Source organism: Desulfoferrobacter suflitae (assembly GCF_022603395.1).
In the GTDB taxonomy this organism is placed as follows: Bacteria; Desulfobacterota; Syntrophobacteria; order Syntrophobacterales; family Syntrophobacteraceae; genus Desulfoferrobacter; species Desulfoferrobacter suflitae.
Genome location: NZ_JAIBKA010000004.1, coordinates 169,160 through 193,638, shown reverse-complemented (window position 1 = coordinate 193,638; position 24,479 = coordinate 169,160). Strand labels below are relative to the sequence as shown.

Sequence of the window (24,479 nt, the reverse complement as noted above, 5' to 3'; positions counted from 1 at the left end):
AGTTAATTTTTAACAATTTTCATTAGATAGACTGTTTAGTCTAGCCAATGTGATGATCGGCTGTCAATTCAATAAAAAAAAATTTGCAAATTTTTGCGACTCATTGCCCCTTTTTCGACAATTTGACAATCCCCCAACCTTTGCTACAATGTTTGCGACTCATTCACCGAAGACCATGCAGGGCCCTATAAAAACCGGCAGTGCGCCTCTTGCGGCAGTTTTTCGAGGGCTCAACGAGCAGTACTCATGGGGCGGTATCGGCCGGTTATCCGCCGTGCCGAACCAACCTGAAGCGAGGTGGATATCTGCAGTGAAAATGGATGCGACATCTTCCGGCGATCAAAGCAAAGAGCGGCAGACTCCCAATGGGCACAAGAACATAGCGAATTTCTTCTTCGAGTTGGGCATGCTGAAAAAGACTCCCCGTTCAGGGTTCCAATTCCTCGGATCCGGCCGCCAATCCGTCGCGGCTCACTCCTTCCGCGTGGCTATGATCGGCTACACCCTGAGCCATCTGGCAGAATATCCCGATTGCTTTCGCGTTGTTTGTTTATGTCTGTTTCACGACGTCCCCGAAGCCAGAACGGGTGATCTCAACTATGTCAACAAGCACTACGTCCAGGTAGACGAAAAAGGCGCAATGCAGGACTTGGCCCGCTCACTGCCTTTCGGTGCCGATATCGAGGCACTGTGGGAAGAATATCGCCAGGGCGAATCGACCGCGGCAAAGCTGGCTCACGACGCGGATCAATTGGATCTCATTCTGGAGCTCAAAGAGCAGCAGGATTTGGGAAACAGCTATGCCGCTCGATGGATCCATTTCGCCCTGAAACGTCTGCAAACACAAATCGGGCGGGATTTGGCCGCACAAATCCTGGAAACCGACTCTTCTTCATGGTGGTTCGAAGGAAACGATCACTGGTGGGAACGCCATCACGTACCTTGATTCTTCTTGCGTCGTTCTGCCAGGGAAACCACCTTTTCTGCACCAGAAGCTTGGGGCGACGGTTTCGACTCCGGAATGGGCCGAGGGGCGGTCTCGGGTTCCGGTTCCAAGATATTTTCCGCAGGCGCCACCACCTTGGTGATGCGCATGGGTCGGCCGCCCATAGTGAATTCTTCTCCATTGATATATGCTTCTCGCAGAATCCAGGTAACTACGACCAGAGGGATTTGCAGAACAAGCATCTTCACCTGAAACCAACCCGGCTTGACATCCGCGGTTATGGCTTCTATCCGGGCAAAAAATGCCGGAGCTTCGTCCATATGAACAAGCACCAGATCACCTTCCAGTGTCATATCGCAACATCTCCTGCTCATGAAGTAATCTGCCACAATGGATAGTCTAGAGTTTCTCGAAAAATTAGTAAATAGCTGCTAGAATTTCAATCTGCGGCAAATGATGCCCACCCTACGCCCCACTATGGAGGAGAACGACTGATGCGCATTGCCTACTTCGATTGTTTTTCGGGAGCCAGCGGGGACATGATTTTAGGCGCTCTGCTCGACGCCGGCCTCAGCCTGAAGCAACTTGAAGAGGAATTGTCCAAACTCAACCTCTCCCACTATCAAATCAAGGCAAGAAAAGTGCTGAAAAACGGGATCGCGGGCACTCAGGTGGAAGTTCTGGTGGATGAGTCTTTCCATCACCAACATGCGCGGCACCTGCATGATATTGCCGCAATCCTCGCCGAAAGCGACCTGCCAATGCCGGTGAAGCAGAGGAGCACCGCGGTATTCGAGCGGCTGGCCCAAGCGGAGGCCAGAATTCACATGACCGATGCAGAAGACATACATTTTCACGAAGTGGGCGCGGTTGATGCCATAGTGGATGTGGTCGGGGCGATTGCCGGCCTGTCGCTTCTGGGAGTGACGCGAATCTATTGCTCGCCGATTCATGTCGGCAGTGGAACGGTCCGCTGCCGGCACGGAATCTTGCCGGTGCCCGCTCCGGCTACGGTAGAACTGATGACGGGAAAGCCCATCTATTCTACCGGGGTTGCGGGAGAACTGCTGACGCCCACCGGCGCCGCCATTCTCTCCACCGTCACCCATGAGTTTGGAGGCATGCCGCCGATGATCACCCATTGCGCGGGTTATGGCGCGGGGCAGGCCGATCTGCCCGTTGCCAATCTATTGCGCCTCATGATCGGCGAGAGTGTGGAAAACGCCGGGTACGAAACAGAAACCGTTGCGGTCATGGAAACCGGCATCGACGACATGAATCCGCAGATTTACGATTACGTGATGGAAAAAGTCCTGCGAATGGGTGCCTACGATGTTCTCCTCAAGCCCGTTCAGATGAAAAAGAACCGGCCGGGCAACCTGCTCACCGTCATCTGCCGGCCGGACAATGTGCAACGACTCGCTGACATGATTTTGCGTGAAACGACCACCATCGGAATGCGCTGGAGACTTGAGAACCGTTTGAAAGCCCAGCGGGACGTAATCCAGGTGGAGACCCCCTACGGAATAATCCGCTGCAAAATCGCCACTGCGGGTCAACACATCATCAACGTTTCACCGGAGTATGAGGACTGTAAGAAAGCGGCACGCAACCACCACGTGCCGCTAAAAGACGTTGCAGATGCTGCCAAGTCAGCCTGCGCCCTGCCGAGGGTTTCCGGCGGATGAGCCCGCGCTGCTTCCCGATACGCTGCAGGCATGCCGTCGATTTTTTGCTATGCGCAAGCAAGGGCGCTGCTGAATTTGAGTTGACATCGGAGCAAGGCAGTGAGGGCATCTTGGGACAGGCTCCTGCCAAACAACAGCCACGATGCCGTGGGGGAATCGAGAAGGATATGCCGCACAACAACCCGCCCAATGGTCAATATCAAGAACTGATCCTGGAGTTTACAAGACTCCCAAACTTCTGCCACATTCTGCAGGGGGGCTTTAGGATTGCCACCCGGGCAGGAATTTCCGTCAGGGAACTGCTTTGTGAGCAACTGCAGATCGATTCGGCTTATGTGGAAGAGCGCCTGAGCACCGTTTTTCTGGATGGCAAACCGGTTGACGACATGCAGGCCGCCACACTGGAAGACGGTTCGACACTGGCCCTCTCCGCTGCCATGCCCGGTTTGGTTGGCGCCACCATGCGCAGAGGCGGCCACTATGCAGCACTGCGGCGCAGCATCGCCTACCAGCGGGGCGGTGAACAGCGGCCGCACGAGGCAGGGATGATAACGCTGAAACTCTTCAATCTGGTGGCCGACCAATTGGGCCCGCAGTTTCTGGCACGTGGCGTCTTGCTGGAGGGAAGAACTCTTGCGAAGTATCTGAAAAGTCGTGAAGCCGTATTTTGGAAAGCCTGTCGTGCCGCATTGCTGAACGGCAGCGAGCTGAATCCGACGGACCTCAAGGATGGAAGATGCCTGGAAAAGGCTGATCTTATGAAGTTCAAAGTCTGTGTACCCGAATGAGCTTCAGTGCAATTTTCCGACCGCCTGCTCCACCGGAGCAAGGATTGCCCCGCTTGCCATAAGCCGCACCATTGAGCGGATGTCACGTGACAACACTCGATCCTCGCTCAACCCCGGGATTTCTTTGCGAATGGCAGTATAGGCAAGCAGCGAACCTTCCCCCGGTTTCAGGTTGGTGAACAGATCCATCGCCTGGGCGGCACACAGCAGTTCAATGGCTATCACGTTTTCCGTATTGCGGGTGATCTCGCGCAGCTTGCGTGCGGCAATCGTGCTCATGGAGACGTGATCCTCCTTGTTGGCGGAAGTCGGTATTGAATCCACACAGGCGGGATGACACAGGATCTTGTTTTCCGATACCAGGGATGCCGCGGTGTACTGGGCTATCATAAAACCCGAATTGAGGCCCCCGTCCCGCACCAGAAAAGCCGGAAGACCGCTGAGCTGTGGGTTGACCAGCCGTTCGATGCGCCTTTCCGAAATATTGGCCAGTTCTGCGACGGCCATGCAGGCAAAATCGGCCGCCAGCGCCAGAGGCTGACCGTGGAAGTTCCCTCCCAGCAGAAGTTCCTCGGTTTCTTCGATGAACAGGGGATTATTGGTTGCCGAATTGATCTCGGTCTCGAAAACCTTCCCGGCATATCCCAGAGCGTCCTTGCTCGCTCCGTGCACCTGCGGAGAGCACCTCAGAGTGTAGGCATCCTGCACGCGGCTGCAGTCTCTGTGGGATGAAATGATTTCACTGTTGGCAATCATCCGGAACATGTTATCGGCCGCCGCGGCCTGCCCGGGATGAGGCCTTAACTTATGGATTCTGGGGTCAAATTCGGTTCTGCTTCCCATCAGCACTTCCAGACTCATGGCTGCGGCAATGTCCGCCAGTTTGGAAAGCTGTATGGCGTCGTACACGGCAAGTCCCCCGATGGCAGTGGAGACTTGGGTTCCGTTCACCAATGCAAGACCCTCGCCGGCTTCCAGCTGGAGAGGATCGAGTCCGGCTTTGTGCAACGCTTCCAGGCCGGAAGTTTTTTCTCCCTTATAGACGGCTTCACCCAATCCTATGAGCACCAAGCTCAGATGTGCCAGGGGCGCCAGATCACCGCTCGCCCCGACGGATCCCTTTTCCGGGACCACAGGATAGACTCCTTTGTTGAGCAGTTCAACGAGCCGATTGACGGTTTCCAGCCGAATCCCCGAATTGCCCCTGGCCAGATCCTTGATTCGCAAGCTCAATACCGCCCGCACGGTTTCCACATCCAAGGTCTCACCGACTCCCGCCGCATGGCTCTGCAAGATATTCATCTGCAGTTTGCGGGTATCTTCACCCGATATGGTGACTTCGCTAAGGGCGCCAAAGCCGGTGGTGACACCATACATGACTCTGCCCTCCTGCACCCACCGGTCGATCAGCCTTCTTGCTGCAATGATGCGTCGCCGGGCTTCCTCCGCCAGTTCCACTCCGATATCGTTCCTGGCGATATCCACCAGATCCTGCAGTGTCATTCCCGTTGCACCAAGGGTTATCTTGCGCATCAGCCGCCCTCAAACTGAGCCGTTGATTGACAATGTGACGCCCCCCATCCAGCCGTTCGATCAACCCGAGCCGGCCACCAGCTCGCCCCGCTTGTACACGGCAACCACCGGTGATACCCCGGCATGATAGGCCAAAACCGCCGGGCCCCTGCCTTCCAGCAGCAAAAAATCCGCCCGTTTGCCCTTCTGCAGGCTTCCCACTGTTTTTTCCATCTTGACCGCATAGGCAGCATTCAGGGTGGCCGCCACCAGCGCCTCCTGCGGTGAAAGATGCGTATTCATCACCGCCAGGCCGAACACGAAGGGCATCGATTCTGTGTAACAGGTACCCGGATTGCTGTCGGTGGCAATGGCCAGGGGGAGGTTGAGATCGCGCATGCGTCCTGCCGGCGCCAATTTCTTGCGCAGGCTGTAGGCGGTGCCGGGCAGCAATACGCCAATCACACCGGCCCCTGCCATAGCACGCAGGTTGTCGTCCCCGGCCGCCAGCAGGTGTTCCGCCGAAACGGTTCTCATTTCAGCGGCGAGTCGAGCGCCACCCAGGTCGTTGACTTCATCCGCGTGAATTTTGCCCCCCAGACCATGGTCGCGGGCGGCGAGCAGTACTCGGCGACTCTGTTCCAGTGAAAAAACGCCAGCTTCACAAAACACGTCACAAAAGCGTGCAATGCCCTGTGTTCTCACGCGCGGCAGCATTTCTTCCACGACCAGGCGCACATAGTCGTCCGGATTGCCCGCCGACTCCCCGGGCACGGCATGCGCCCCCATGAAGGTAGGAACGACATCCAGTACGGTTTCTCTGCCGACCCGTGCAATAACCCGCAGCATCTTAAGCTCCGTTTCCGTATCCAACCCGTATCCGCTCTTGATTTCAAGGGTTGTTGTGCCGAATCCAAGGGCTCGAAGCACGCGCCGTTTAGTCCCGGCAAAGAGCTCCTCCTCCGAGGCCCGGCGCACCGCCCGAACTGAGGAGTGAATTCCCCCGCCTTTGCGCAGTATCTCCAGGTAATCCGCTCCCGCCAGTCGCAGCTCGAATTCGTCTTCTCTCAAATCAGCGAAGCACATATGGGTATGACAGTCCACAAACCCTGGAATGAGACAGAGTCCTCGACAATCGACTTCCAGGTCCACCTGACGGGTCTTGATGGAATCCATAATTTGAGATTCCGGACCGACCATTTCGATTACCCCATTGTGCACATAAACGGCACCCCTCTCAAAGGAAGCCACCTGGCCCTGATTTTTCCCCGCAAGCGGGACGCCCCGATCAATGGGGGTAAAGATGCGGGCGTTCCTGAACAGTTTGCCGATCATAATGATATGCGCCTCCCTTCCCGCAAGACTTCGGCTCCCTAAGTTACCTTGCCATGGTCACCACGGCAAGCAATACCCTGCATTGATCCAGACAAAAAACCCGCAGGCTAAAAAAACCCTTGTCCGATCATTATTATGTTCGACAAACCCTTTGCAACACTCTTTGCGGAATATACTGTTCAAGAAAATGATTTTGGTTTCCAAGTGGGCTGGGTTGAGGTGCGAAATTCAGCACAAAAGGCGTTGGGTTTCGTCACGCAATACGCGCAGCTCAACAACCTGCAGCAAAAGCATTGGCTTGGAAGTTATAGTATTGTCGTCAGAACTCAAGGTCGAGGACCGCTTCCCGAAAAACAGGGGAGAGGAAATTCGCGGACAAACTCCCAGTGGAGGGTGCCGGGAAGAGGAGCATTCGATATGCAAAAGGCATTGAAATTTCTGCAGGAAAATGAGCGAGAAATGCTGGCCCTGCTCGAACGTCTGGTGAATATAGACAGCGGCACCTATTGCGTACAAGGGGTCAACGAATGCGGATCGATCATTGCACAGGAACTCGGGAAGCTGGGTTTCAAAACGGAAACCGTGCCAGAAAAGGACTTCGGCAATCACGTCCGCGCGATGAGACCCGGTGCGGGGACTAAACAGGTGTTCCTTTCCGCCCACCTGGATACCGTTTTTGCACCGGGAACCGCGGCTGCACGGCCTTTTCGGAGAGAAGGCAAGCTGGCGTTTGGTCCGGGAGTCGGCGACATGAAGGGCGGCATCGTACAAATGATATATGCCCTCAAAGCCTTGCAGCATGCCAACCAGCAGACTCCATCACTGTCCGTCTTCCTGACCGCCGATGAAGAAGTCGGCAGCGTTTTGGGACGTCCTCACATCGAAGAACTGGCTCGCCGCTCCACCCACGTGATGGTCATGGAGCCATGTTCGAAACCGACTTCGATCGCCGTCCGTCGCTGGGGCATCGGTTCTTTCTACCTGACTGTCCATGGGAGAGCGGCTCACGTGCTGAAGCCGGACTCCGACGGATTGAATGCGTCACGCGAACTGGCCTTCAAGATTCTCGCACTGGAGTCGCTGACCGATACGCAGCGAGGAGTGAAAGTGTCAGTCAACCTGGTGGAGGGAGGTCGATCGCGCCAGGTTACCGCGGCACAGGCGTTCGCCGCCATCGACGTGCGAATTCGCGGCGCGGCATTGACCGGAGAAGTGGAGGAGCAGGTGAGACACGTGGCCGGCAGCCCAATACTGCCGGGCATTGGCATCGAGCTGCGCGGAGCAATGACCCGTCCCCCCATGGAACCTAACGCACGGACCGAGTCGTTCCTTCATCTTGCCAATGATGTGGCTGAATCCCTCGGTTTTCAACTGGAAGCCTGCGAAGAATACGGCGGCTCCGACGGCTGTTTTGCCTCTGCCCTGGGGGTTGCCACCCTGGACGCGCTGGGGCCCGTCTGCCATGACATGTGCGGCGATAACGAAAGCATTGAAGTGCCCAGCCTTATCGAGCGCGCGGCACTCCTCGCCGGGATCATCAAGCGACTGGCGGACCGTTAGCCGTTGCATGATTTGTGTTTGTGGAACGGCGCATCTTTGTTTACACTGGCAGCGAAACGATTCGATTTCAAGGAGTGCACGTTTTGAGCTCACAAGCATCACTTGCATCGGGCTGCGCAATCCATGCCAACGGAACCAGCCCGGGTTCCATAATCAACCGGGCCGGGATCAGGGAGCACCTGCAGAGACGATTCCCCTCCCGCATCTTGACCATTGATTCGCATACCGCTGGAGAACCGACCCGGCTCATCGTCGCGGGCATTCCACCGCTGCCCGGAAAAACCATGCCGGCCAAGCTCGAGTATTTCCGAACCCACCTGGATGCCATTCGATGTTTGTTGACCAGCGAACCGCGCGGCCACCGTGATATGCTGGCGGCGGCGGTCACGGAAGCGGTCACGGAAGGTGCTGATTTTGGCCTGATTTATATGGATGCACGGCGTTATCCGTTGCTCTGCGGCCACGCCACCATGGGTGCCGTAACCACTTTGATCGAAGCGGGCGTGGTACAACCCAGAGGGCCGCATGCAGCCGTCGTGGTGGACACTCCGTCCGGGCCCGTGCACACGCGAGCCGCAATCAAAGCGGGCAGAGTGGATGCGGTGGCCATGCAAATGGTTCCCTCCTTTGTCTACGGCGCAAATCAATCACTGGATATCCCCGGAATAGGATCGATACGGGTGGACACCGTCTGCGTGGGCGGCTTTTTTGTCATGGTGTCCTGCGAGCAGATTGGCATGGATGTGACCGTGGCAAATGCCCGAGCTCTTACCGAGCTGGGCATGACCATCATAGACGTTGCCAACGAGCAGCTCGAGGTGCACCATCCCCTGCGGCCGCAAGTGAACACCATCGATGTTGTTGAATTCTATGATCCTTCGGAACATGCGCAGTTGAACGGCAAGAACATTGTCGTTTACGGAGAAGCGCACATGGATCGATCACCGTGCGGTACCGGCACTGCCGCCAAAATGACCCTGCTGCATCACCGCAGGCAGCTGCACGTCGGCCAGACTTTTGCCAACTCTAACCCGCTTGGGCCGACCTTCGAGGGACGGATCGTCGGCGTAACCCAGGTGGGCCATCTTCCCGCGGTGGTCGGTGAAGTTTGCGGGTCTGCCCATATCACGGGCATGCACGAATTCGTGCTCGATGCCGATGATCCTTTCCCGCGAGGATTCCTGGCATGACCAACCACCCAGCTGCTCCAGGCCTGATTCTCCTGAATGGAGATTTTCGCACCCTTGACCCCCTGAAACCGAGAGCCCGGGCAGTAGCCATTGCCGGAAACCGGATTGTGGCGGTGGGCAGAAATGACACCATCAAATCGATGGCCCATGGGCAAACTGAATTCATCGACCTGAATGGTCGTTTGGCGCTGCCGGGCATGACCGACTCGCATTTCCATTTTTATGACTGGGCGCTGGGCCGGCGCAATCTGGTTCTGACGGATGTTCGATCGTTCGGCGAATTGATCGAGCGCGTAGCCGCCGCTGCCCGTGAAAAACCTCGCGGCAGCTGGATATTGGGCCAGGGCTGGAACGAAGCCGACTGGCCCGAGAACCGAATCCCGACCAAAAGGGAGCTGGATGCCGCTGCGCCCAATCATCCGGTGATGCTGTGGCGGTGCGACCTGCATCTGGCGGTGGTCAATTCCAGAGCCCTGGAACTGGCCGGCATCCGGGAGGATACCCCCGACCCGCCGGAGGGAGTGATCGGGCGCGATGAGCACGGCTCGCCTGACGGCATTCTGCGAGAAATGGCACCGAATTTAGTCAAATCCGTCATTGCCGAGCCGAGCGAAGAAGAGACCGTCGAGGCCATGTGTGAGGGCATATCGGCCCTGCATGGCATGGGACTCACGGGGCTGAACGATGTTCGCATACCGGGCGGAATCGAATGGGTGCCCGCTTTCCGCAGTTGGCAGCGGATCAGGGCGGCAGGCGGACTCGATCTGCGGTGCTGGGCGAGCATCCCCTGTGAACGCCTGAACGATGCCATCGCGCTGGGGCTGAGAACCGGATTCGGCGACGACCGGCTGCGCATCGGGCACGTCAAATTTTTTGCCGACGGCGGCATGGGAGCTCGTACCGCCTGGATGATCGATCCTTACCTGGATGCCGGCCTGGGGATGCCCCTGGCGCCCATGGAAGAACTGATTGCAGCGGTTGACCGGGCCGATCAAGCCGGATTCGCGGTGATGATTCACGCCATTGGAGAACGGGCCAATCGTGAACTGACAACCCTCTTCGAATCACTCGAGCATAAGCGGTCGCAGACGCCTTGCAGAAAAACCGCACGGCCGCTGCTGCGCCACCGCATCGAACATGTTCAAATGATCCGCCCGCAAGACCTGGAGCGGCTGGCGCGCCTGGACGTCGTGGCCTGTGTGCAGCCCCACAACATGATCCTGGATATCAATATGATCGACAAATGCGTCGGCGCCAGGGGCAAATGGACTTATTCCTTTCGTGCCATGCTGGATGCCGGCATACCGCTGCTCCTCGGTTCCGACTGCCCGGTCGCCAGTCCGAGCCCCCTGGTGGCGATTCATGCCGCCGTCACTCGCCAGAGGGAGGATGGAACTCCGCCGGGTGGCTGGTATGCGCAACACCGTATAAGCGTTGCCGAAGCCGTGCAGGCACTCACCACAACTCCGGCCCGCGCCTATGGCCTGCAAGATGAGCTGGGCAGCATCACACCCGGCAAAAAGGCGGATCTGATCGTCCTCGACCGGGACATTTTTACCATAGATCCCGCGGAGATCCTTCACGCACAGGTGGATCTGACCATTTTCGACGGACGAATCGTGCATCGCAGCGCTCGGTTTTGATCCGTTCCGCCTGCGAATTGGCTCGCCCCTGGCGGCTGCAGGCAGTCCCGTTTCACCCCAAAATCAAGCGCTGCGGGTCGCAGCGTTCCCTCAAAACCGAGAGCTCTCGTGGGCTGGGGGGTGGGACCGGCCGCGCCCTTGAAACATCCACTGCAAACCCCATGTTTTGAAGCACTTCCCCGGGTGTGGTTTTTTCGAAATATCCTTCCAGGTACATGCGCCTGCTCGCATCGTCGAAGCGCATGACCGCCATGTTGGTGATGACGGCGTACGGTCCCCCGCGGGAAAGCCCGAGTCGTTCTCGGCCGCCGGGTCCGTCGATCCAGCCGGGCGTGGTCAGATAATCCAGCCTGGGCACGAATTTTCTCTTTTCGTGCTGCATGAAGATGATGGTGCGATTTACCAAGGACGCTACGTCACAGGCCCCGCCACTGCCGGCAAGTCGTACCCGGGGAGCAAAATAGTCGCCAATGGCGGTTGAATTCAAATTGCCGTAGGGATCGATTTGCGCAGCCCCGATGATTCCCACCACCTGCCTTCCAGTTCGGCGATTCTGCATGGTGGCAAAGGCGTCAGCCAGGCTGCCGTTGACCGAAACCTGGTACATGATGCGCGAATCGGCAACAGAGAGGGGGAGCTCTTCCAAATGCGCATCGATGGCTCCCGTTTCAAAAAAAATGACACTGCGCGGAGCGCTGATATGCTTGGCTGCCATGGCCGCCAGCAGGGAAATGCCGGTACCGCAAAATACGATGTCGCCGTCTTTGATGTGACGCGCCGCTGCCACAGCCATCATCTCTCGTGCTGTAAAATCAGTCATGCAAATCCTCTTTCGATTGACATTCACCCGCCGGCACTAACGCCTATCCAAACCCACCGCATATCCCCTGGACGTGTCGGCCTTGATGCGCTGCAGCTGTTCCTGCCCCACCCGATGGAGCATTCCTGCGTGGTCTTTGACACTGAAAATAAAGCGCTCCAGATACTGCCCATAGCGACCGTCGTCCTGTGCCGCCAGGCGGTAAGCTTTGAGAAATGCCGCGTCGTAATCATAGTATCGATAGCAGGCGGTGGGATAGGCCCCAAAGGGCACGGGCACCACGGCGTCCACATGCAAAAAGGGAATCTGGTTCAACCCAGGATTCTTCCGCAGAACAGCGGTGGGAACCAGCTCTTCGCAGGTCAGGATCACATGTCGGGCGGCCTTAGCCTGTTCGATATCTGCAAAGCTCAAGCCCTCAATCCGCGCCGTGCCCTGTTCATCGGCCTGCTGCACGTGGAGGATGGTCACATCAGGGAAAACGGCCGGCACTAGAATAACAGTTTTTGTATCGCCCCACTGGCCGAAGGGGTTCTCCAGTTCCACCAGTTTCTTATCGGGAACCTTCTCTTCCACCGCTCGCATCGTTTCGTCAAACCCCCACAGCCTGACGATGTCGGTCCCGAGAGACGAGCGTGTGGGCAGAAAAGGTATGCCCATGGCTCCGGCAAGAAACCGCAGGGTCATTTGATAATTGGTGTAATCTTCGACAGTGATCTCCCCTCGCTCGACGGCTTTGCGAAAACGCACACAGGTGGGAGCAAACCGGCCGCTGCCGCCATAAGCGATTTCCAGGCGGGATACGCAGCCTCCCCCAATCAGCTCATCTACGCCCTGACCATTGGAGTGGGCATACAGATGCAGATTTCTGATTTTCTGCCGGATGATTTCATAGACCGCCGCCATGGGATTGCGGCTGACGGTAAAGCCACCAATGGAAACATGGCTGCCATCCTGGACAAACCGCTTGACGGCCTCCCGCAGACTCATCACTTTATCAGATCCAGCTTCCAACCCTGTTCTCCTTTCCAATCCGTTTCTTTGAGCATACAGAATTCAGGGCTCAGAGGCTATAGCTTGGGGCATTGTGTTTATTGCGCAGACCGGGCCGAATCGCCCCCTGTGCGTGACTCAGCCCAGTCTACTTGGAGTCCAATTTTAAACAACAATCATCAAAACCGAGTGTAGGGCCTTGACTACACCGATGTACAGAATAGCATACGGCTCCCTTGCTGCGCTTTCACCAAACCAATGAGGACCCGGGAACTTGTCCGATCATTCCCGCCTTACATCATTCCAAGGTAGTCCCGCTACGCCGGCGGGCATCGGGGGAACCACAAAATTGCTGGATTCCGGATCCGCAACGAACCGAAAACTTCAAAGCTCTGAATTCAAGTCCTGAACGCCATTATCCAACCAATATATTGCTATTTCAATCTGTTATACTGCATTGGCATACTTCTAGCTTTCACCACCCATCCCAATTTGCAAGTGTTTCTCGCCAGAGAAAACCTTGCCCTTTTAACCCAATGCAAAGGAGAGAGCATGAAAGTATCGAGGCGAAGTTTTCTCAAGTATTGCATAGCATCTGCCGCGACCATTGGTCTGGATCTCTCGGTTGTGAAACTTCTTGAGAAAGCCCTGGCGGCTGCAGAAGCCCCACCCGTCCTGTGGCTCAATGGCGCCAACTGCACCGGCTGCACGGTTTCACTGGCCAATGTCGTGGCCCATGCAGGGGCGCTCGATGTGGGAGACCTTCTCATCAATACCATTAATTTGACTTTTCATCCAAATTTGATGGGGGCGGCGGGTGATCTGGCCGTGACCACATTGTTCGATGCCGCTCAGGCCGGGGGATATATCCTGGCTGTCGACGGCGGCATTCCAACGGCATTTGATGGCCATACGTGTATCGTGTGGACCGATCCTCGCACCGGCATGGAGGTAACGGCGCTGGAGGCTGTGACGGAATTAGCGGGGGGCGCCGCCGCAGTCTTGTGCATCGGCACTTGTGCGAGCTTTGGGGGTATTCCGGCAGGAAATCCCAATCCGACAAGTATTCGAAGCGTTCGCGAGATCATTGGGGGCAGTACCATAAATATTCCCGGATGTCCTCCTCACCCCGACTGGATGGTTTGGACCTTTGCCCAGTTGCTGGCCGGGCTGTCACCGAAACTGGATTCCAGCGGCCGACCGAAAGAGCTTTTCAGTGGCAAGTCCGGCGTTCATAAGAAGTGTCCTCGAAAAGAAGTTGACGGAAAAGCTGCAACTTTTGGAACTGATGGACTTTGTTTGAAAAAGTTAGGCTGTAGAGGCCCCGAATGCAAGGCCGATTGTTCGACTCGCCTGTGGAACAACGGAACAAACTGGTGCGTTGGGGCCAATGCCATCTGCCTGGCATGCACTGAAAACGGCTTTCCGGACAAGTTTTCCCCGTTTTATCGGGATTGAACATCCTGGCCGAGCTCAGCTCATTGACCGGCTGAAACCAAGACACCATGAGTAGTAAAGCTTAATCAGCGCAATACAGGAGGATCGAATGAGCACACTAGATCCGATCAATGGAGTAAACAAAGTGACTACACAAAAAGCGGTAATAGTGGATCCGGTCACCCGCATAGAAGGGCACATGAAGGTGGAAGTGAGCATCGAGGGCGGTCAAGTCGTCGACGCGCGCTGCACCGGCACTCTGTTCCGCGGGTTTGAGACCATCTTACAGGGACGCGACCCAAAGGATGCACCGATTTTGACCGAACGTATCTGCGGGGTATGCCCCGTTTCCCATGGCATGGCGTCGGTTATGGCCATCGAGAACGCGCGCGGCGCAGCTCCTCCCGACGATGCTCGCTTGCTGCGCAATTTGGTTCTCGGCGCCAATTTTATCCAATCCCACATCCTCCACTTCTACCTCTTGGCAGCCTTCGACTATTGCCCGGGACCCGAGAGTGCACCCTGGACACCCGCCTGGAATGTCGGTCCAAATCGGGGTTGGAGCGTGTCTGAAAGCCTTCCGCGGGCAATTGAGGCGAGACGTCACGCCCATGAAATGGGTGCGGTTTTTGGAGGCCGAATGCCTTCCCCGCACACCTACATTCCCGGCGGGTTCACTGCTGTGCCGACAGCAGAGCGCATAGCTCAATTCGGTAGCTATTTATCAACATTGACTGAGTTTATCGGAAACGTCTACATCCCGGATGTCGTGGAATTGGCCAAGAAATATCATGAATACGGGTCTGAAGATGATTCGCAAGCCATAGGCGCCGGCTGTGGAAATCTGCTGGCGTTCGGGGTTTTCGATTTGGATCCGGACGGCACCAGCAAGCTGCTCAGGGGAGGAACCATCGAATTGGGCAAAGCCTCTGACCTGATTGACACCAATGCTATAACCGAATCGGTTGGGTATTCCTGGTATGACGATGCGGCATCCCGTTTGAACCCCGCAAACGGAGTCACGCTCCCTGCCTATCCGAAAGAGAGCGCCTATTCGTGGCTCAAGGCACCGCGCTACAGGGGAAAACCTTTTGAAGTCGGACCACTTGCCAGGATGTGGGTCAATGGTATCTACAACCCGGGCAAGCCCTCCGTCATGGCGCGTCATCTGGCAAGAGCCTACGAGACCCAGGAAATTGCAGCAGCGATGCGTGAATGGCTGGAAGGGCTCACGCCGGGAAATCCCGTATACAATGACTTCGCCAGTCCAAGTTACGGTCAGGGCATGGGGCTCACCGAAGCGCCGCGAGGGGCTCTCGGCCACTGGGTGGAAATCGCAAAGGACAAGATTCTCCGCTATCAGATCATTACTCCTACCTGCTGGAACGCTTCTCCGCTGGATGACGAAGCGCAGCACGGTCCCATGGAGCAGGCGCTAATCGGAACTCCTGTGGACGATCCGGCGCAGCCTATTGAAGTAATGCGGGTCATTCACTCCTTTGATCCTTGTTTGTCCTGTGCGGTCCATATAATGCGACCGAGCGGAGAACCTGTGATGGTTAAGACGGGATAAAAATTGCGATGAAGCAAAGTAGAACACTGGTGATGGGTATTGGCAATTTATTGCTCGCTGACGAGGGTGTGGGCGTGCATGTCGCCCGCGCCCTCCTTGAGGCCGGATGTCCCGAGGGAGTCACGGTGGTTGATGTGGGCACCGCCATTTTGGATGCGCTGCCGGAAATGGAAGATGCGGACCGCATTATTGTTGTGGATGCGGTCAAAGCGGACAAAGAACCCGGAACCATTTACCGGATGCCTTTCGATCATTTTGAGAGCCGCAACTGTATTGCATCAATGCATGGCTTCGACCTTTCCCGCGTTTTAGCGTTGACGCGACAGGCTCGGTTTCCCGAAGTGCTGGTCATTGGAATCGAACCGGCTCGAATCGACTGGTCGCTCGAGCTTTCAGCACGGGTAGCGGCACAATTTCCGGTCCTTGTGCAGGTGGTGCGAAGGGAATTGGACGGTCACGGCCAGGCAACTTGAGGTGTTGGAAAAGCAGAGGGCTGCAGCCCGGTGCAACCTACCGGGCACAAGCTTCTCTCACAACGCCTAATCGGTAAGCTGGCAGGTGTCTGAAGTCGCCTTCTTCTCCTCAATATAGTGCGCCGCAGCCAAGGCTGCGGTGCAGCCATCTGCGGCCGCCACTACAATCTGACGGGCATATTTCTGGCGCAAATCTCCCGCAGCGTAAATTCCCGGAATCTTGGTCTCGCATTTCTCATCGGTCACCACATAGCCATCGGCATTCATGGCGATTCCTGCCGGAACAAGCGCGTTGTTGGGAGAAAAACCGATGAATACAAATACCCCATCCGTTGCCAGTTCCCTGGTCGCAGCGGTTTGCGTGTCGCGCAGATGCACCGCGCAAACGCCGCCTTCGTCTGCCTTGATCTCAGTCACCACGGTGTTCCAGAGCACCTCGATCTTGCACTCGCCAAACACCCGCTGTTGCAAGATCCTGCTGGCACGCAAGGCATCGCGGCGATGCACTACATAAACCTGCTTGCACAATTTCGCGAGATACAGCGCTTCCTCCATGGCTGTGTCCCCGCCTCCCACCACAACCACCGTCTTGCCCTTGAAAAAGAATCCATCACAGGTGGCGCAATAGGAAACTCCCTTACCGTAATACTTGTCCTCACCCGGAACTCCCAGTTTCAGAGGGCTGCCCCCCATGGCCAGAATGACGGCATGGGCATTCAGGTTATCCCCATTGGAGAGGCGCACAGAATGATGCTTCAGGCCGGGCTGGATTTCGGCAACTTCCTGCTGCACCACCGGAAGGTCATAGGATTTGGCATGATTCAATAATTTCTGAGATAGATCAAACCCGGTTACGTATTCAAAGCCAGGATAATTTTCAACGCTGTCGGAGTTGGCGACTTGACCGCCGGCCAGTCCCTTCTCAATGAGAACGGTGCTCAGGGCTGCACGCATGGCGTAGATCCCGGCAGTGAGCCCGGCCGGCCCACCACCGACAATGATCAGATCGTAAAATGAGTTATCCGACAAAACAAACCTCCTCTGTTGTGTTATTTCCCATATCGTTCAGACCGCATCAACATTCGTATAAATTTTCCAACTTCTATGCTAGCATTACAACAAGAAAATTCTGTTTCCTTTGCAGATGGGTAGGCAACGCAACAGAGAAGGAGGATTGCCATGTACATCCAGGAACTGGAACTTTTTGACCGGATTCCGTCGCACATCATCAACGAAATCGCAGGGTTCGCACAAGAGGAAAACCACGCTGCAGAACAGGTTCTTTTTCGCCAGGGAGACGACGCCGACTACCTCTACCTGCTGGAGGACGGGCAAGTGGCGATTATCGTGGAAGGAGAGAAGCGAGTCGTTTTCCCCATTACAGAACCGGGCTCCATATTCGGTTGGTCGGCATTGGTGGAGCCCAGAAAATATACCGCTTCGGCTGAGTTTGCCATGGACAGCAAGGTCATGAAGCTTGATGGCGAGCGACTGCTCCGGTTGTTCGAGCGCTACCCGCATGAGGGTCTACTGATCATGCGAAGGCTTGCGGGAATCATCGCAGGCCGGCTCATGGAAAGCTACCAGAAGCTCAGCCTGGCCAAACGATAGCTCCCGCAGCAGTGGCCACCCTGCTGCAATCTCCTTTGCTTTGCGCCAGGTTGCTATTGAGAAAAACCCTGGACGACCGTCTCATCCAGGCGCTCTATGAGAGCAATGAGCAATTGCAGCGTTCTGTCGTAATCATCGCGATGCATGATGCCGACATGGCTGTGAATATGGCGGGTCGGCACCCCCAAAACGATTGTGGGTACACCGCAGCCGTGGAGATGGATCTGCCCGCCATCGGTCGACCCGCCCAGGCCGGCGGAAAACTGCAAAGGGATATCCAGCAGCCTGGCCACATCCATCACCAGGTCCCTGAATTTAACGTTAGGAATCATCCTGGCCTCCAGCAGCACGAGGCTTGGCCCGCCACCCAACTTGACATTTGATTCCTCCGGTTTGATTCCAGGGACGTCGCCACATATGTCCGCCTCGAGAATAATGGCTGCATCGGGGTCAACCAAACTGGCGCTGGTTTTTGCGCCGCGCAGGCCCACCTCCTCCATCACCGTCCCAACACCATACAAAATGTTGGGATGGGACGCCGAAGAAAAATGCTTGACTGCGTCGATCAGCAGCGCCAACCCTACCCGGTCATCGAAGGCTTTTCCCATATAGACTTTGTTGTTGATGGTGACTTGAAAGTGCGCATCGGGAACCACCGGGTCTCCCGGGCGAACCCCCGCCTCTTCGGCTTGCGCTTTGGATGTGAACCCCACATCAATGTACATATCCTTTAATTCGATAACCTTCTTGCGCTCTTCCTGTGGAAGCACATGAGGAGGTTTGGCACCGATTACTCCCGGCAAATCGCCCTGGTGAGTCTTTATCACCACCCGCTGCCCAAGCAGCACCTGGTCCCACCAGCCGCCCAGCGGCAGAAACCTGAGGCATCCTTCCTCGGTAATGAGCTTGACCATAAAGCCGATCTCATCCATGTGGGCCGCAATCATGACACGCGGCCCCGCTTGTCCGGTACGGCAGACCAGGCTCCCGATACGGTCGTGATCAAACCTGCCCGAGTCCTGCAAATGACGGCGAACCACAGCACGAATCTCGGTTTCATGGCCCGGAACCCCGTGGGTTTCAGACAATTCCCTGAGCAATCGTTCGGTTGAATCCATCCTTTCTCCTCATCTCTCTCTATTTGCCCGCAGTCTCATGCACCTGCAATGATTTTGTCAAGGCCGGTTTGTATTGGAACCGCGCATTAAACACGGCACGACCCTGTTTGGCAAGCCCATCACGGCATTTGAGTGCGGGGGGCCGGGGCCATGCCAATGCTGGATTGGTTTGCTCTCATCTTAGCATTGTCATAGAGATCTCAACAAAACGATTCAGGACTTCGGACGGGCCGGGTTAAGCCAGGCAACCAGGCACAGCAGCTGCACAACCACTCAATCGTGGAAGCGATATATAGTGAGCGACACCCACTGAACACACTCATCATGGGGCATCAAAGCGCATAGGATTGTAATACTTGTGGCAACAAACGCAGTGACAGTTTCCGTCCTCAGTGACCACTCTGCCGATGTTTCTCCAGCAGTGAATGAATCGCCCGGTAACCAGCCTATCGTAAATGTTAAAAAAGGTGGCCACTGCGCCATAGACCGGAGCCCCATAGAAATCCGTAGCCTTCACGAAGTCATTGAGCCATGCGCGGGGTCCATTGGACTTCCAGAATTCGATTATCTGAACTCTGACCTCCTTCGGTACCCATTCTTCCCATTCGAACTCATCCCAAGATCGAACTTTGTTCACTTGCCTTATCAAGGCATCCATCGAATCCTCATTCCTGGCGTATCAGTGGCCGCCTGCCCTGCTGGTCCAAGAGTCTGCAAATAGTCCCGTACAGCGATTTCAAATCATACACTATGACTTCCCGCCGAGAAAAGAAATTGGTACTGCCACCAGCAATTCTCATTTTGGGCTCCGCTGGTTTGCCGCAGGGTGGGTGGAGGCGCGGTTTTTCGCGCCGCAACCCGCTAAAAGCTTCCTCAATGATGGGTTGCGCTATCGCTGTACCCATCCGACACCAGGTCTGCCGTCCAAAATGAGAATCGCTGTACTGCGACTGAAAAACTTCCGGTTGCAGTCTGAAAAGGAGCAGCGGGCGGATCAGGAAAAGGTAGCGAATCGAAATGAAACAAGCGACGATTGGCAATTGATTGTTTGGACAAACGAGCGGCACATCCGCATAACTTGATTGTGAAGACGTATGCCGAGCCGATGGAATACGAGAAGTCGAGGTTCACGTTGGCAACTTTTGCAATTTATGTTCCAAAACGAACAGAACGTGTCCTGCCAAAGGGACAACGAAATACTGAGACATCTTGACAACCGGCAGGTGACATAAAAACGGGTTCGATTTGTTCCAACGCTCCTCACAAAGGCTATATTCTGCACCCACACGATCCTGCCCCGAACCGTGAAAACCCATTGCCCGCAAAGTCAAATTCCGCTAGGATGATACGACTCGAAGGGATCAATTTCATGGAACGGCAGGTGCTTAAATACTATGGAGATTCGGATAATTGACAACTTGGATGGAAAAGTCGAGACGATCAACGACTCGGATGCAGAACAAGTTGCACAGCTGATCCGCGGCAATACTAAGGCCTACAATCAAGGGGAATACACCGAAGAGCAGCTGGAGAGATTGTGCGCTTTTGCCACCCCCGAGAACCTCAAGGAGGAAATTGACAGAGGCTTCCTGGTGATGCTGCGAACCGATGAAGGAGAATTGATCGGTTGTGCGATCATCATGAAGCGAGGCACAAGACGCTTTATTCGAACTATCCAAGTTTCTCAAGAACATGCCAGGAAAGGCTACGGAGCGATGCTCTACCAACACTGTGAAGAACGCTACCGCAAAGCCGGGATTGCCGAAATTGAAGTAGAAGTGACCAAATTCAAGAGCACAGAGTCGTTTTATAGAAAGCAAGGGTTCGTAAAGACGGGGAATCCGACTCAGAATGATCTCTACTTCGCCATGTATAAGTTCTTATAGAAAGAGCAGCCAGCCACTTCGAACGGGTTCGTTCTGGATTGAACGCGAAACGGATCCTTATCATTTGCTCTGCACACCGTAACACGGGTATTTCATTCCAATTGCGGAAGCAGTCCGCCTTACAGGTTGGGATGCTTCCCCGACGGAAATGGGCGGAAAACACCCATGAAAATCAGGTTTCCCAAAAGACTTGGGCAGTTGAACAGACTCCAGCAGCTGGGTCTGGCCCTACTGTTATTATTGCTGCTCTACTCGGGCACAGGCTTCCTGGTTCTACCCGCAATCATCAAAGCGCTCCTGGTGAAAAACGTTTCTGAGCAGACCGGGCGCCAGGTTGCCATTGAAAAGCTCTACCTGAACCCCTTTGCTCTCACCGTGCAAATAGACGGTTTCGACATTAAAGACAAAGAATCGTCTCGGCAAACCTTTGCATCATTCCAGAAACTTTACATCAACCTGGATATCAGTTCGCTATTCCAGCGCGCCCTAATCATCGAGCAAATTGCTCTGGAAGAACCCTACGTGAGAGTGGTCCGAATCGATCAGGAACGATTCAACTTCACGGATCTGCTGCCGGATAAGGGAGCAGCCGCCGAACAGGATGCACAGGATGCATCCCGGCCGGTCAGGTTTTCGATTGGCCACATCGAACTGATCGATGGCCGAATCGAAATTGTCGATGGCCTGCACAACAGGACGCATTCCGTTGACGACCTTGACGTGAGTGTGCCGTTGATTGATAACACAGGCAACCAGGAGGGGGCCAGAATCGAGCCCAGCTTGACCGCGAAAGTTAACCACAGCCCGGTGACCATCAGTGGTTATGTTGAGCTCTTTACCCATCCCCCAAAGGGCACAGCCAATCTATCCATCCAAGACGTGGACAGCACTTATTATGCCGCTTACCTGCCGCAAGAGCTGAACCTCCAGTTGGCATCGGGAAAATTGAACCTGCAGGCCAAGGTCGACTTTGCCCGATCAGAAGCGGGACGAGCATTGCTCAAACTATCCGGTAACGCCGTTCTGAGCGATCTCAAGCTGCTCTCGTTACAGGACGACCAGTTGTTCGCCGGCGATGGAATCGAGATCGATGTTGACGACTACGACCTCTTTGCGGGTCGACTGCAAATTTCCAGGGTGCACGTCCAATCTCCGGAGCTTAACATTAGCCGTGCCAAGAGTGGCAAAATAAACCTTGCGGCACTTTATGTACCGGATGAGAAAGATTCGGCGGCAGAGGCAGGTGCCACCCGTGACAACGGATTTATGTTCACTATGGATGAATTGGCCGTGTCCGACGGGACCATAACCTTCGTCGACTCCGCAGTTCCAGGCTCGTTTGCGACGACGGTGAGTGCAATCGATTTGACCATGAAACATTTCACCAACGTCCCCAAATCGAGGGTCGACGTTCATCTCTCGGCAAAGACGGAAGCAGGGGAATCCATCAAGGTGCAGGGCGGCATGTCCCTCGACCCTCTGGTCGCAAACGGCACCGTGGAATTTTCGAAAATATCGCTTGCCAAGTATTTTCCATACTATGGAAACCGGATTCCATTCGATCTCGGTGGCGGCGGTTTGAACTTTTCCGCTGACTGCCACTATGCAGAAGGCGGACATGGACCCTGGATCAAACTGAATACTATCCATTCTTCGTTGAACTCTGTAAAGCTCCACACCAAGGAGGGGGAAGAGTTCGTTAACATCGGCAGCATGACACTCGAGGGAGGAGAATTCGATCTCACCGGAAAACGGCTCAACCTCCATCAGATTTCTTCCAGCAATGGAACCCTCAAGCTCACCCGTTATGCAGACGGTACGCTCTCATTGCAAAAATTACTGCCCGCACTTGATTCTCAAATGGAACCGTCGCCAGGGGCAAAAACACAACAATCCGGCAAACCATGGCACATATCCTTGAAGGGTGCCGACTTTAACGATTATTCCTTGCACGCCACAGACCTCGGGACCCCCAGGCCGGTCACCGTCACCGTAGACAAATTGAAGCTCAATCTGGCCGACTTCTCCACGATTGCCGGCCATGAGAGCACCATCGGGTTAGCTTTTTTGATCAACAATAGCGGCAAGTTGTCGGCCGCTGGCAAGATTAGGCTCGATCCTTTTTACGCCGATCTCGACTTGACCGTGGAAGACGTTGAAATCACTCCCTTTGAACGCTACTATCGCGATTTTGTCAGAGTGTACATCACGGGAGGACGGCTTTCGGCAGCAGGCCGCACCATAATCGATCTGGCGCGCCCGAATGAAGCCAGGACCAGCTACTCCGGAGACATTTCCGTGACAGACTTCAGTTCATTACCGGGAAGGGAAGACAAAGAAATTGTAAGCTGGAAAACTTTTGCTCTAGAGGGAGTCGATGCGGGGAATGCTCCACTGCATCTGAACATCGAGAAGGTTGACCTGGTCGAGCTCACTTCCTACGTGAGGATAAAATCGGATGGGACCATCAACTTTCGACAGGTATTGAAAGAGAAGGAAGACATGCCGTTGTCTGCAGGCGGCAAGCGGCAATCCGAATCTGCAAAGGGAAGCGTGGTTTCTCCCCCGGCGGAGAGCTTTGCGCAAACCGGCGGGAAAGCAACAAGAGCAGCGAATAGGCCAGCGGGGGCCACAAAGGGACCCATGCCCATCTCCGTCAAACAGATCGCACTCAAGGATTGCATTATCGACTTCACGGACGACCTCATTCAACCCAATTTCCATGCCAGCTTCTACCAGGCGACGGGCACCGTCACCGGGTTGTCTTCCCAAAAAGGAACCAGCGCCGACGTCCACATCAAGGCAAAACTGGAAGAGTACGCGCCGGCGGAAATCTCCGGCAGAATCAATCCGCTGGCAGAAGAATTGTTTATGGACATGCAGCTTGCCGGCAGCAATCTGGATCTCACTCTGGCCAACCCTTACTCCAGAAAGTTCATCGGCTACCCCATAGAAAAAGGCAAGTTAAACTTCAAATTTTTCTATCAAATCGACAGCAGCAAGCTCAATGCGTATCATCACTTGAAATTCGAGAAACTTCAGCTGGGTGACAAGATAGCAGATACCGGCGCGTCGGACCTGCCGCTCAAATTTGCCCTGTCCGTCCTGCAGAACAGAGACGGCGACATGGTCTTGGACATTCCCGTTTCGGGGGAGATCGACAATCCCAAGTTCGATTTTACGCAAATCATCAAGGGGGCCGTTTCAAACGTCTTCAAAAAAGTCATCACGGCGCCCTTCGCTTTACTGGGATCAATCTTCGGAGCCGCCAAGGGAGAAGACCTCAGTTACGTCACGTTCGACCCGGGAAGCGACGAAATCACAACACAGGCCGCCAAGAAACTTGAAATCGTGGCAAAGGCCCTGGATCAAAGGCCCAAATTACAACTGGACGTTTCCGGCTATATTGATAAGCAGAAAGACACCGCCGCCCTGAAGGAGCAAAAACAGAAGGCACAGGCTGAGCCGCCGCCAGCGGATGATGCCGGGGGTAACCGGCAGATGTTTCGGTCAATATCGCGACCACCGCAAGGGGAAACCGAGGTGGCCGGCTCCTCCCAAACGGCTGGAAGCACGAACACGCCGCATCACCCAAAGGATCAGCCCAGGCAAAAGCTCGCTTTGGCTTTCGTGCAGGTCGGTCCTGAAGAATTGCGCGCATTGGCCCGAAAAAGAGCTGCCAGCGTAGTGGACTTTCTTGCAACCAGCGGCAAAGTCGACCCCAGGAGAATATTCGTCGTGTCACCGAAGTCCCTGGAACCGCAGGAAAAGAGCATTAAGACCGCCAGCTGCGCCACTCTATCAGTCAAATGAAGGCACCGGGTTCAGAACAAACTGCAGCCCTTGGACGATGGCCGGATTGTCCGGGTGAGAAGAATCATTGCAGGCTTTTCGGTCATGAAAGTC

Annotated in this window: 20 protein-coding genes; 12 read left to right on the top strand and 8 right to left on the bottom strand. The window is 55.3% G+C overall.

Translation table 11 applies throughout. The features are described 5' to 3' along the window. Positions 1 to 316 precede the first annotated feature (316 nt). On the top strand, positions 317 to 946 hold the full coding sequence (locus K1V27_RS08465) for an HD domain-containing protein (protein ID WP_258929233.1): 630 nt from the start codon (positions 317 to 319) through the stop codon (positions 944 to 946). Here the strand turns inward: K1V27_RS08465 and K1V27_RS08460 are convergent. Further along, positions 934 to 1,299, bottom strand: coding sequence for a hypothetical protein (locus tag K1V27_RS08460; RefSeq protein WP_258929232.1), 366 nt, complete (start codon positions 1,297 to 1,299; stop codon positions 934 to 936). The two genes, K1V27_RS08465 and K1V27_RS08460, sit on opposite strands and share 13 nt — an antisense overlap. Before the next feature lie 141 nt (positions 1,300 to 1,440). Between K1V27_RS08460 and larC the strand changes: the two genes are divergently transcribed. Together larC and K1V27_RS08450 are read left to right on the top strand one after the other, a co-directional pair. After that, a complete protein-coding gene (gene larC / locus K1V27_RS08455) occupies positions 1,441 to 2,634 on the top strand; it encodes a nickel pincer cofactor biosynthesis protein LarC (protein WP_258929231.1) in 1,194 nt (397 codons plus the stop codon). A gap of 110 nt (positions 2,635 to 2,744) precedes the next feature. Then, positions 2,745 to 3,422: a hypothetical protein gene (locus K1V27_RS08450; protein ID WP_258929230.1), complete on the top strand. Its 678-nt coding sequence runs from the start codon at positions 2,745 to 2,747 to the stop codon at positions 3,420 to 3,422. A 3-nt stretch (positions 3,423 to 3,425) separates the two neighbouring features. On the opposite strand, the gene hutH is transcribed toward K1V27_RS08450, so the two are convergent. Continuing rightward, entirely contained in the window at positions 3,426 to 4,955 is a 1,530-nt protein-coding gene (hutH, locus tag K1V27_RS08445) for a histidine ammonia-lyase (protein ID WP_258929228.1), read from the bottom strand. A 60-nt stretch (positions 4,956 to 5,015) separates the two neighbouring features. Next, on the bottom strand, positions 5,016 to 6,269 hold the full coding sequence (hutI, locus tag K1V27_RS08440; protein WP_258929227.1) for an imidazolonepropionase: 1,254 nt from the start codon (positions 6,267 to 6,269) through the stop codon (positions 5,016 to 5,018). 417 nt (positions 6,270 to 6,686) lie between these two features. Between hutI and K1V27_RS08435 the strand changes: the two genes are divergently transcribed. The 3 genes from K1V27_RS08435 (at position 6,687) to K1V27_RS08425 (ending at position 10,662) form a co-directional block, all read left to right on the top strand. Then, complete coding sequence (locus K1V27_RS08435) at positions 6,687 to 7,829, top strand: M20 family metallopeptidase (protein WP_258929226.1); 1,143 nt, start codon at positions 6,687 to 6,689, stop codon at positions 7,827 to 7,829. 83 nt (positions 7,830 to 7,912) lie between these two features. After that, complete coding sequence (locus K1V27_RS08430; protein WP_258929224.1) at positions 7,913 to 9,019, top strand: proline racemase family protein; 1,107 nt, start codon at positions 7,913 to 7,915, stop codon at positions 9,017 to 9,019. Beyond that, complete coding sequence (locus K1V27_RS08425) at positions 9,016 to 10,662, top strand: amidohydrolase (protein ID WP_258929223.1); 1,647 nt, start codon at positions 9,016 to 9,018, stop codon at positions 10,660 to 10,662. Before K1V27_RS08430 ends, K1V27_RS08425 begins: the two co-directional genes overlap by 4 nt. 52 nt (positions 10,663 to 10,714) lie before the next feature. Here the strand turns inward: K1V27_RS08425 and K1V27_RS08420 are convergent, their stop codons facing one another. Together K1V27_RS08420 and K1V27_RS08415 are read right to left on the bottom strand one after the other, a co-directional pair. Further along, positions 10,715 to 11,482 (bottom strand): CoA-transferase subunit beta, encoded by a 768-nt coding sequence (locus tag K1V27_RS08420; protein WP_258929221.1) that lies wholly within the window; start codon positions 11,480 to 11,482, stop codon positions 10,715 to 10,717. A gap of 36 nt (positions 11,483 to 11,518) precedes the next feature. After that, entirely contained in the window at positions 11,519 to 12,496 is a 978-nt protein-coding gene (locus tag K1V27_RS08415; protein WP_258929219.1) for a CoA transferase subunit A, read from the bottom strand. Between the two features lie 531 nt (positions 12,497 to 13,027). Here K1V27_RS08415 and K1V27_RS08410 point away from each other — a divergent pair. From K1V27_RS08410 to K1V27_RS08400, 3 genes are all read left to right on the top strand, one after another. Then, positions 13,028 to 13,933, top strand: a complete 906-nt coding sequence (locus K1V27_RS08410; protein WP_258929217.1) for a hydrogenase small subunit — start codon at positions 13,028 to 13,030, stop codon at positions 13,931 to 13,933. 88 nt (positions 13,934 to 14,021) lie between these two features. Then, positions 14,022 to 15,485, top strand: coding sequence for a nickel-dependent hydrogenase large subunit (locus tag K1V27_RS08405; protein ID WP_258929216.1), 1,464 nt, complete (start codon positions 14,022 to 14,024; stop codon positions 15,483 to 15,485). Between the two features lie 8 nt (positions 15,486 to 15,493). After that, positions 15,494 to 15,958, top strand: a complete 465-nt coding sequence (locus K1V27_RS08400) for a hydrogenase maturation protease (RefSeq protein ID WP_258929215.1) — start codon at positions 15,494 to 15,496, stop codon at positions 15,956 to 15,958. Positions 15,959 to 16,024: 66 nt separating this feature from the next. On the opposite strand, the gene trxB is transcribed toward K1V27_RS08400, so the two are convergent. Next, a complete protein-coding gene (gene trxB / locus K1V27_RS08395; protein ID WP_258929214.1) occupies positions 16,025 to 16,987 on the bottom strand; it encodes a thioredoxin-disulfide reductase in 963 nt (320 codons plus the stop codon). Positions 16,988 to 17,137: 150 nt separating this feature from the next. Between trxB and K1V27_RS08390 the strand changes: the two genes are divergently transcribed. Continuing rightward, positions 17,138 to 17,569, top strand: a complete 432-nt coding sequence (locus K1V27_RS08390; protein WP_258929213.1) for a cyclic nucleotide-binding domain-containing protein — start codon at positions 17,138 to 17,140, stop codon at positions 17,567 to 17,569. A gap of 53 nt (positions 17,570 to 17,622) precedes the next feature. On the opposite strand, the gene K1V27_RS08385 is transcribed toward K1V27_RS08390, so the two are convergent. Together K1V27_RS08385 and K1V27_RS08380 are read right to left on the bottom strand one after the other, a co-directional pair. Next, entirely contained in the window at positions 17,623 to 18,687 is a 1,065-nt protein-coding gene (locus tag K1V27_RS08385; protein ID WP_258929212.1) for a M42 family metallopeptidase, read from the bottom strand. Between the two features lie 322 nt (positions 18,688 to 19,009). Next, positions 19,010 to 19,345, bottom strand: a complete 336-nt coding sequence (locus K1V27_RS08380) for a hypothetical protein (protein WP_258929211.1) — start codon at positions 19,343 to 19,345, stop codon at positions 19,010 to 19,012. 736 nt (positions 19,346 to 20,081) lie between these two features. Between K1V27_RS08380 and K1V27_RS08375 the strand changes: the two genes are divergently transcribed. Next, positions 20,082 to 20,573, top strand: coding sequence for a GNAT family N-acetyltransferase (locus tag K1V27_RS08375; RefSeq protein ID WP_258929210.1), 492 nt, complete (start codon positions 20,082 to 20,084; stop codon positions 20,571 to 20,573). Between the two features lie 165 nt (positions 20,574 to 20,738). Continuing rightward, the gene (locus K1V27_RS08370; RefSeq protein ID WP_258929209.1) at positions 20,739 to 24,386 is read left to right on the top strand and encodes a DUF748 domain-containing protein; all 3,648 of its coding nucleotides are present in this window, start codon (positions 20,739 to 20,741) and stop codon (positions 24,384 to 24,386) included. Positions 24,387 to 24,479 lie beyond the last annotated feature (93 nt).

Excerpts from the sequence above, each read along its gene's own strand:
- K1V27_RS08410 (WP_258929217.1), top strand. The coding sequence starts at position 13,028 with ATGAAAGTATCGAGGCGAAGTTTTCTCAAGTATTGCATAGCATCTGCC.
- larC (WP_258929231.1), top strand. The coding sequence starts at position 1,441 with ATGCGCATTGCCTACTTCGATTGTTTTTCGGGAGCCAGCGGGGACATG.
- K1V27_RS08420 (WP_258929221.1), bottom strand. The coding sequence starts at position 11,482 with ATGACTGATTTTACAGCACGAGAGATGATGGCTGTGGCAGCGGCGCGT.
- hutI (WP_258929227.1), bottom strand. The coding sequence starts at position 6,269 with ATGATCGGCAAACTGTTCAGGAACGCCCGCATCTTTACCCCCATTGAT.
- K1V27_RS08405 (WP_258929216.1), top strand. The coding sequence starts at position 14,022 with ATGAGCACACTAGATCCGATCAATGGAGTAAACAAAGTGACTACACAA.
- K1V27_RS08375 (WP_258929210.1), top strand. The coding sequence starts at position 20,082 with ATGGAGATTCGGATAATTGACAACTTGGATGGAAAAGTCGAGACGATC.
- K1V27_RS08435 (WP_258929226.1), top strand. The coding sequence starts at position 6,687 with ATGCAAAAGGCATTGAAATTTCTGCAGGAAAATGAGCGAGAAATGCTG.
- K1V27_RS08370 (WP_258929209.1), top strand. The coding sequence starts at position 20,739 with ATGAAAATCAGGTTTCCCAAAAGACTTGGGCAGTTGAACAGACTCCAG.
- hutH (WP_258929228.1), bottom strand. The coding sequence starts at position 4,955 with ATGCGCAAGATAACCCTTGGTGCAACGGGAATGACACTGCAGGATCTG.
- K1V27_RS08380 (WP_258929211.1), bottom strand. The coding sequence starts at position 19,345 with ATGGATGCCTTGATAAGGCAAGTGAACAAAGTTCGATCTTGGGATGAG.
- K1V27_RS08465 (WP_258929233.1), top strand. The coding sequence starts at position 317 with ATGGATGCGACATCTTCCGGCGATCAAAGCAAAGAGCGGCAGACTCCC.
- K1V27_RS08385 (WP_258929212.1), bottom strand. The coding sequence starts at position 18,687 with ATGGATTCAACCGAACGATTGCTCAGGGAATTGTCTGAAACCCACGGG.
- K1V27_RS08425 (WP_258929223.1), top strand. The coding sequence starts at position 9,016 with ATGACCAACCACCCAGCTGCTCCAGGCCTGATTCTCCTGAATGGAGAT.
- K1V27_RS08460 (WP_258929232.1), bottom strand. The coding sequence starts at position 1,299 with ATGACACTGGAAGGTGATCTGGTGCTTGTTCATATGGACGAAGCTCCG.
- K1V27_RS08400 (WP_258929215.1), top strand. The coding sequence starts at position 15,494 with ATGAAGCAAAGTAGAACACTGGTGATGGGTATTGGCAATTTATTGCTC.
- K1V27_RS08390 (WP_258929213.1), top strand. The coding sequence starts at position 17,138 with ATGTACATCCAGGAACTGGAACTTTTTGACCGGATTCCGTCGCACATC.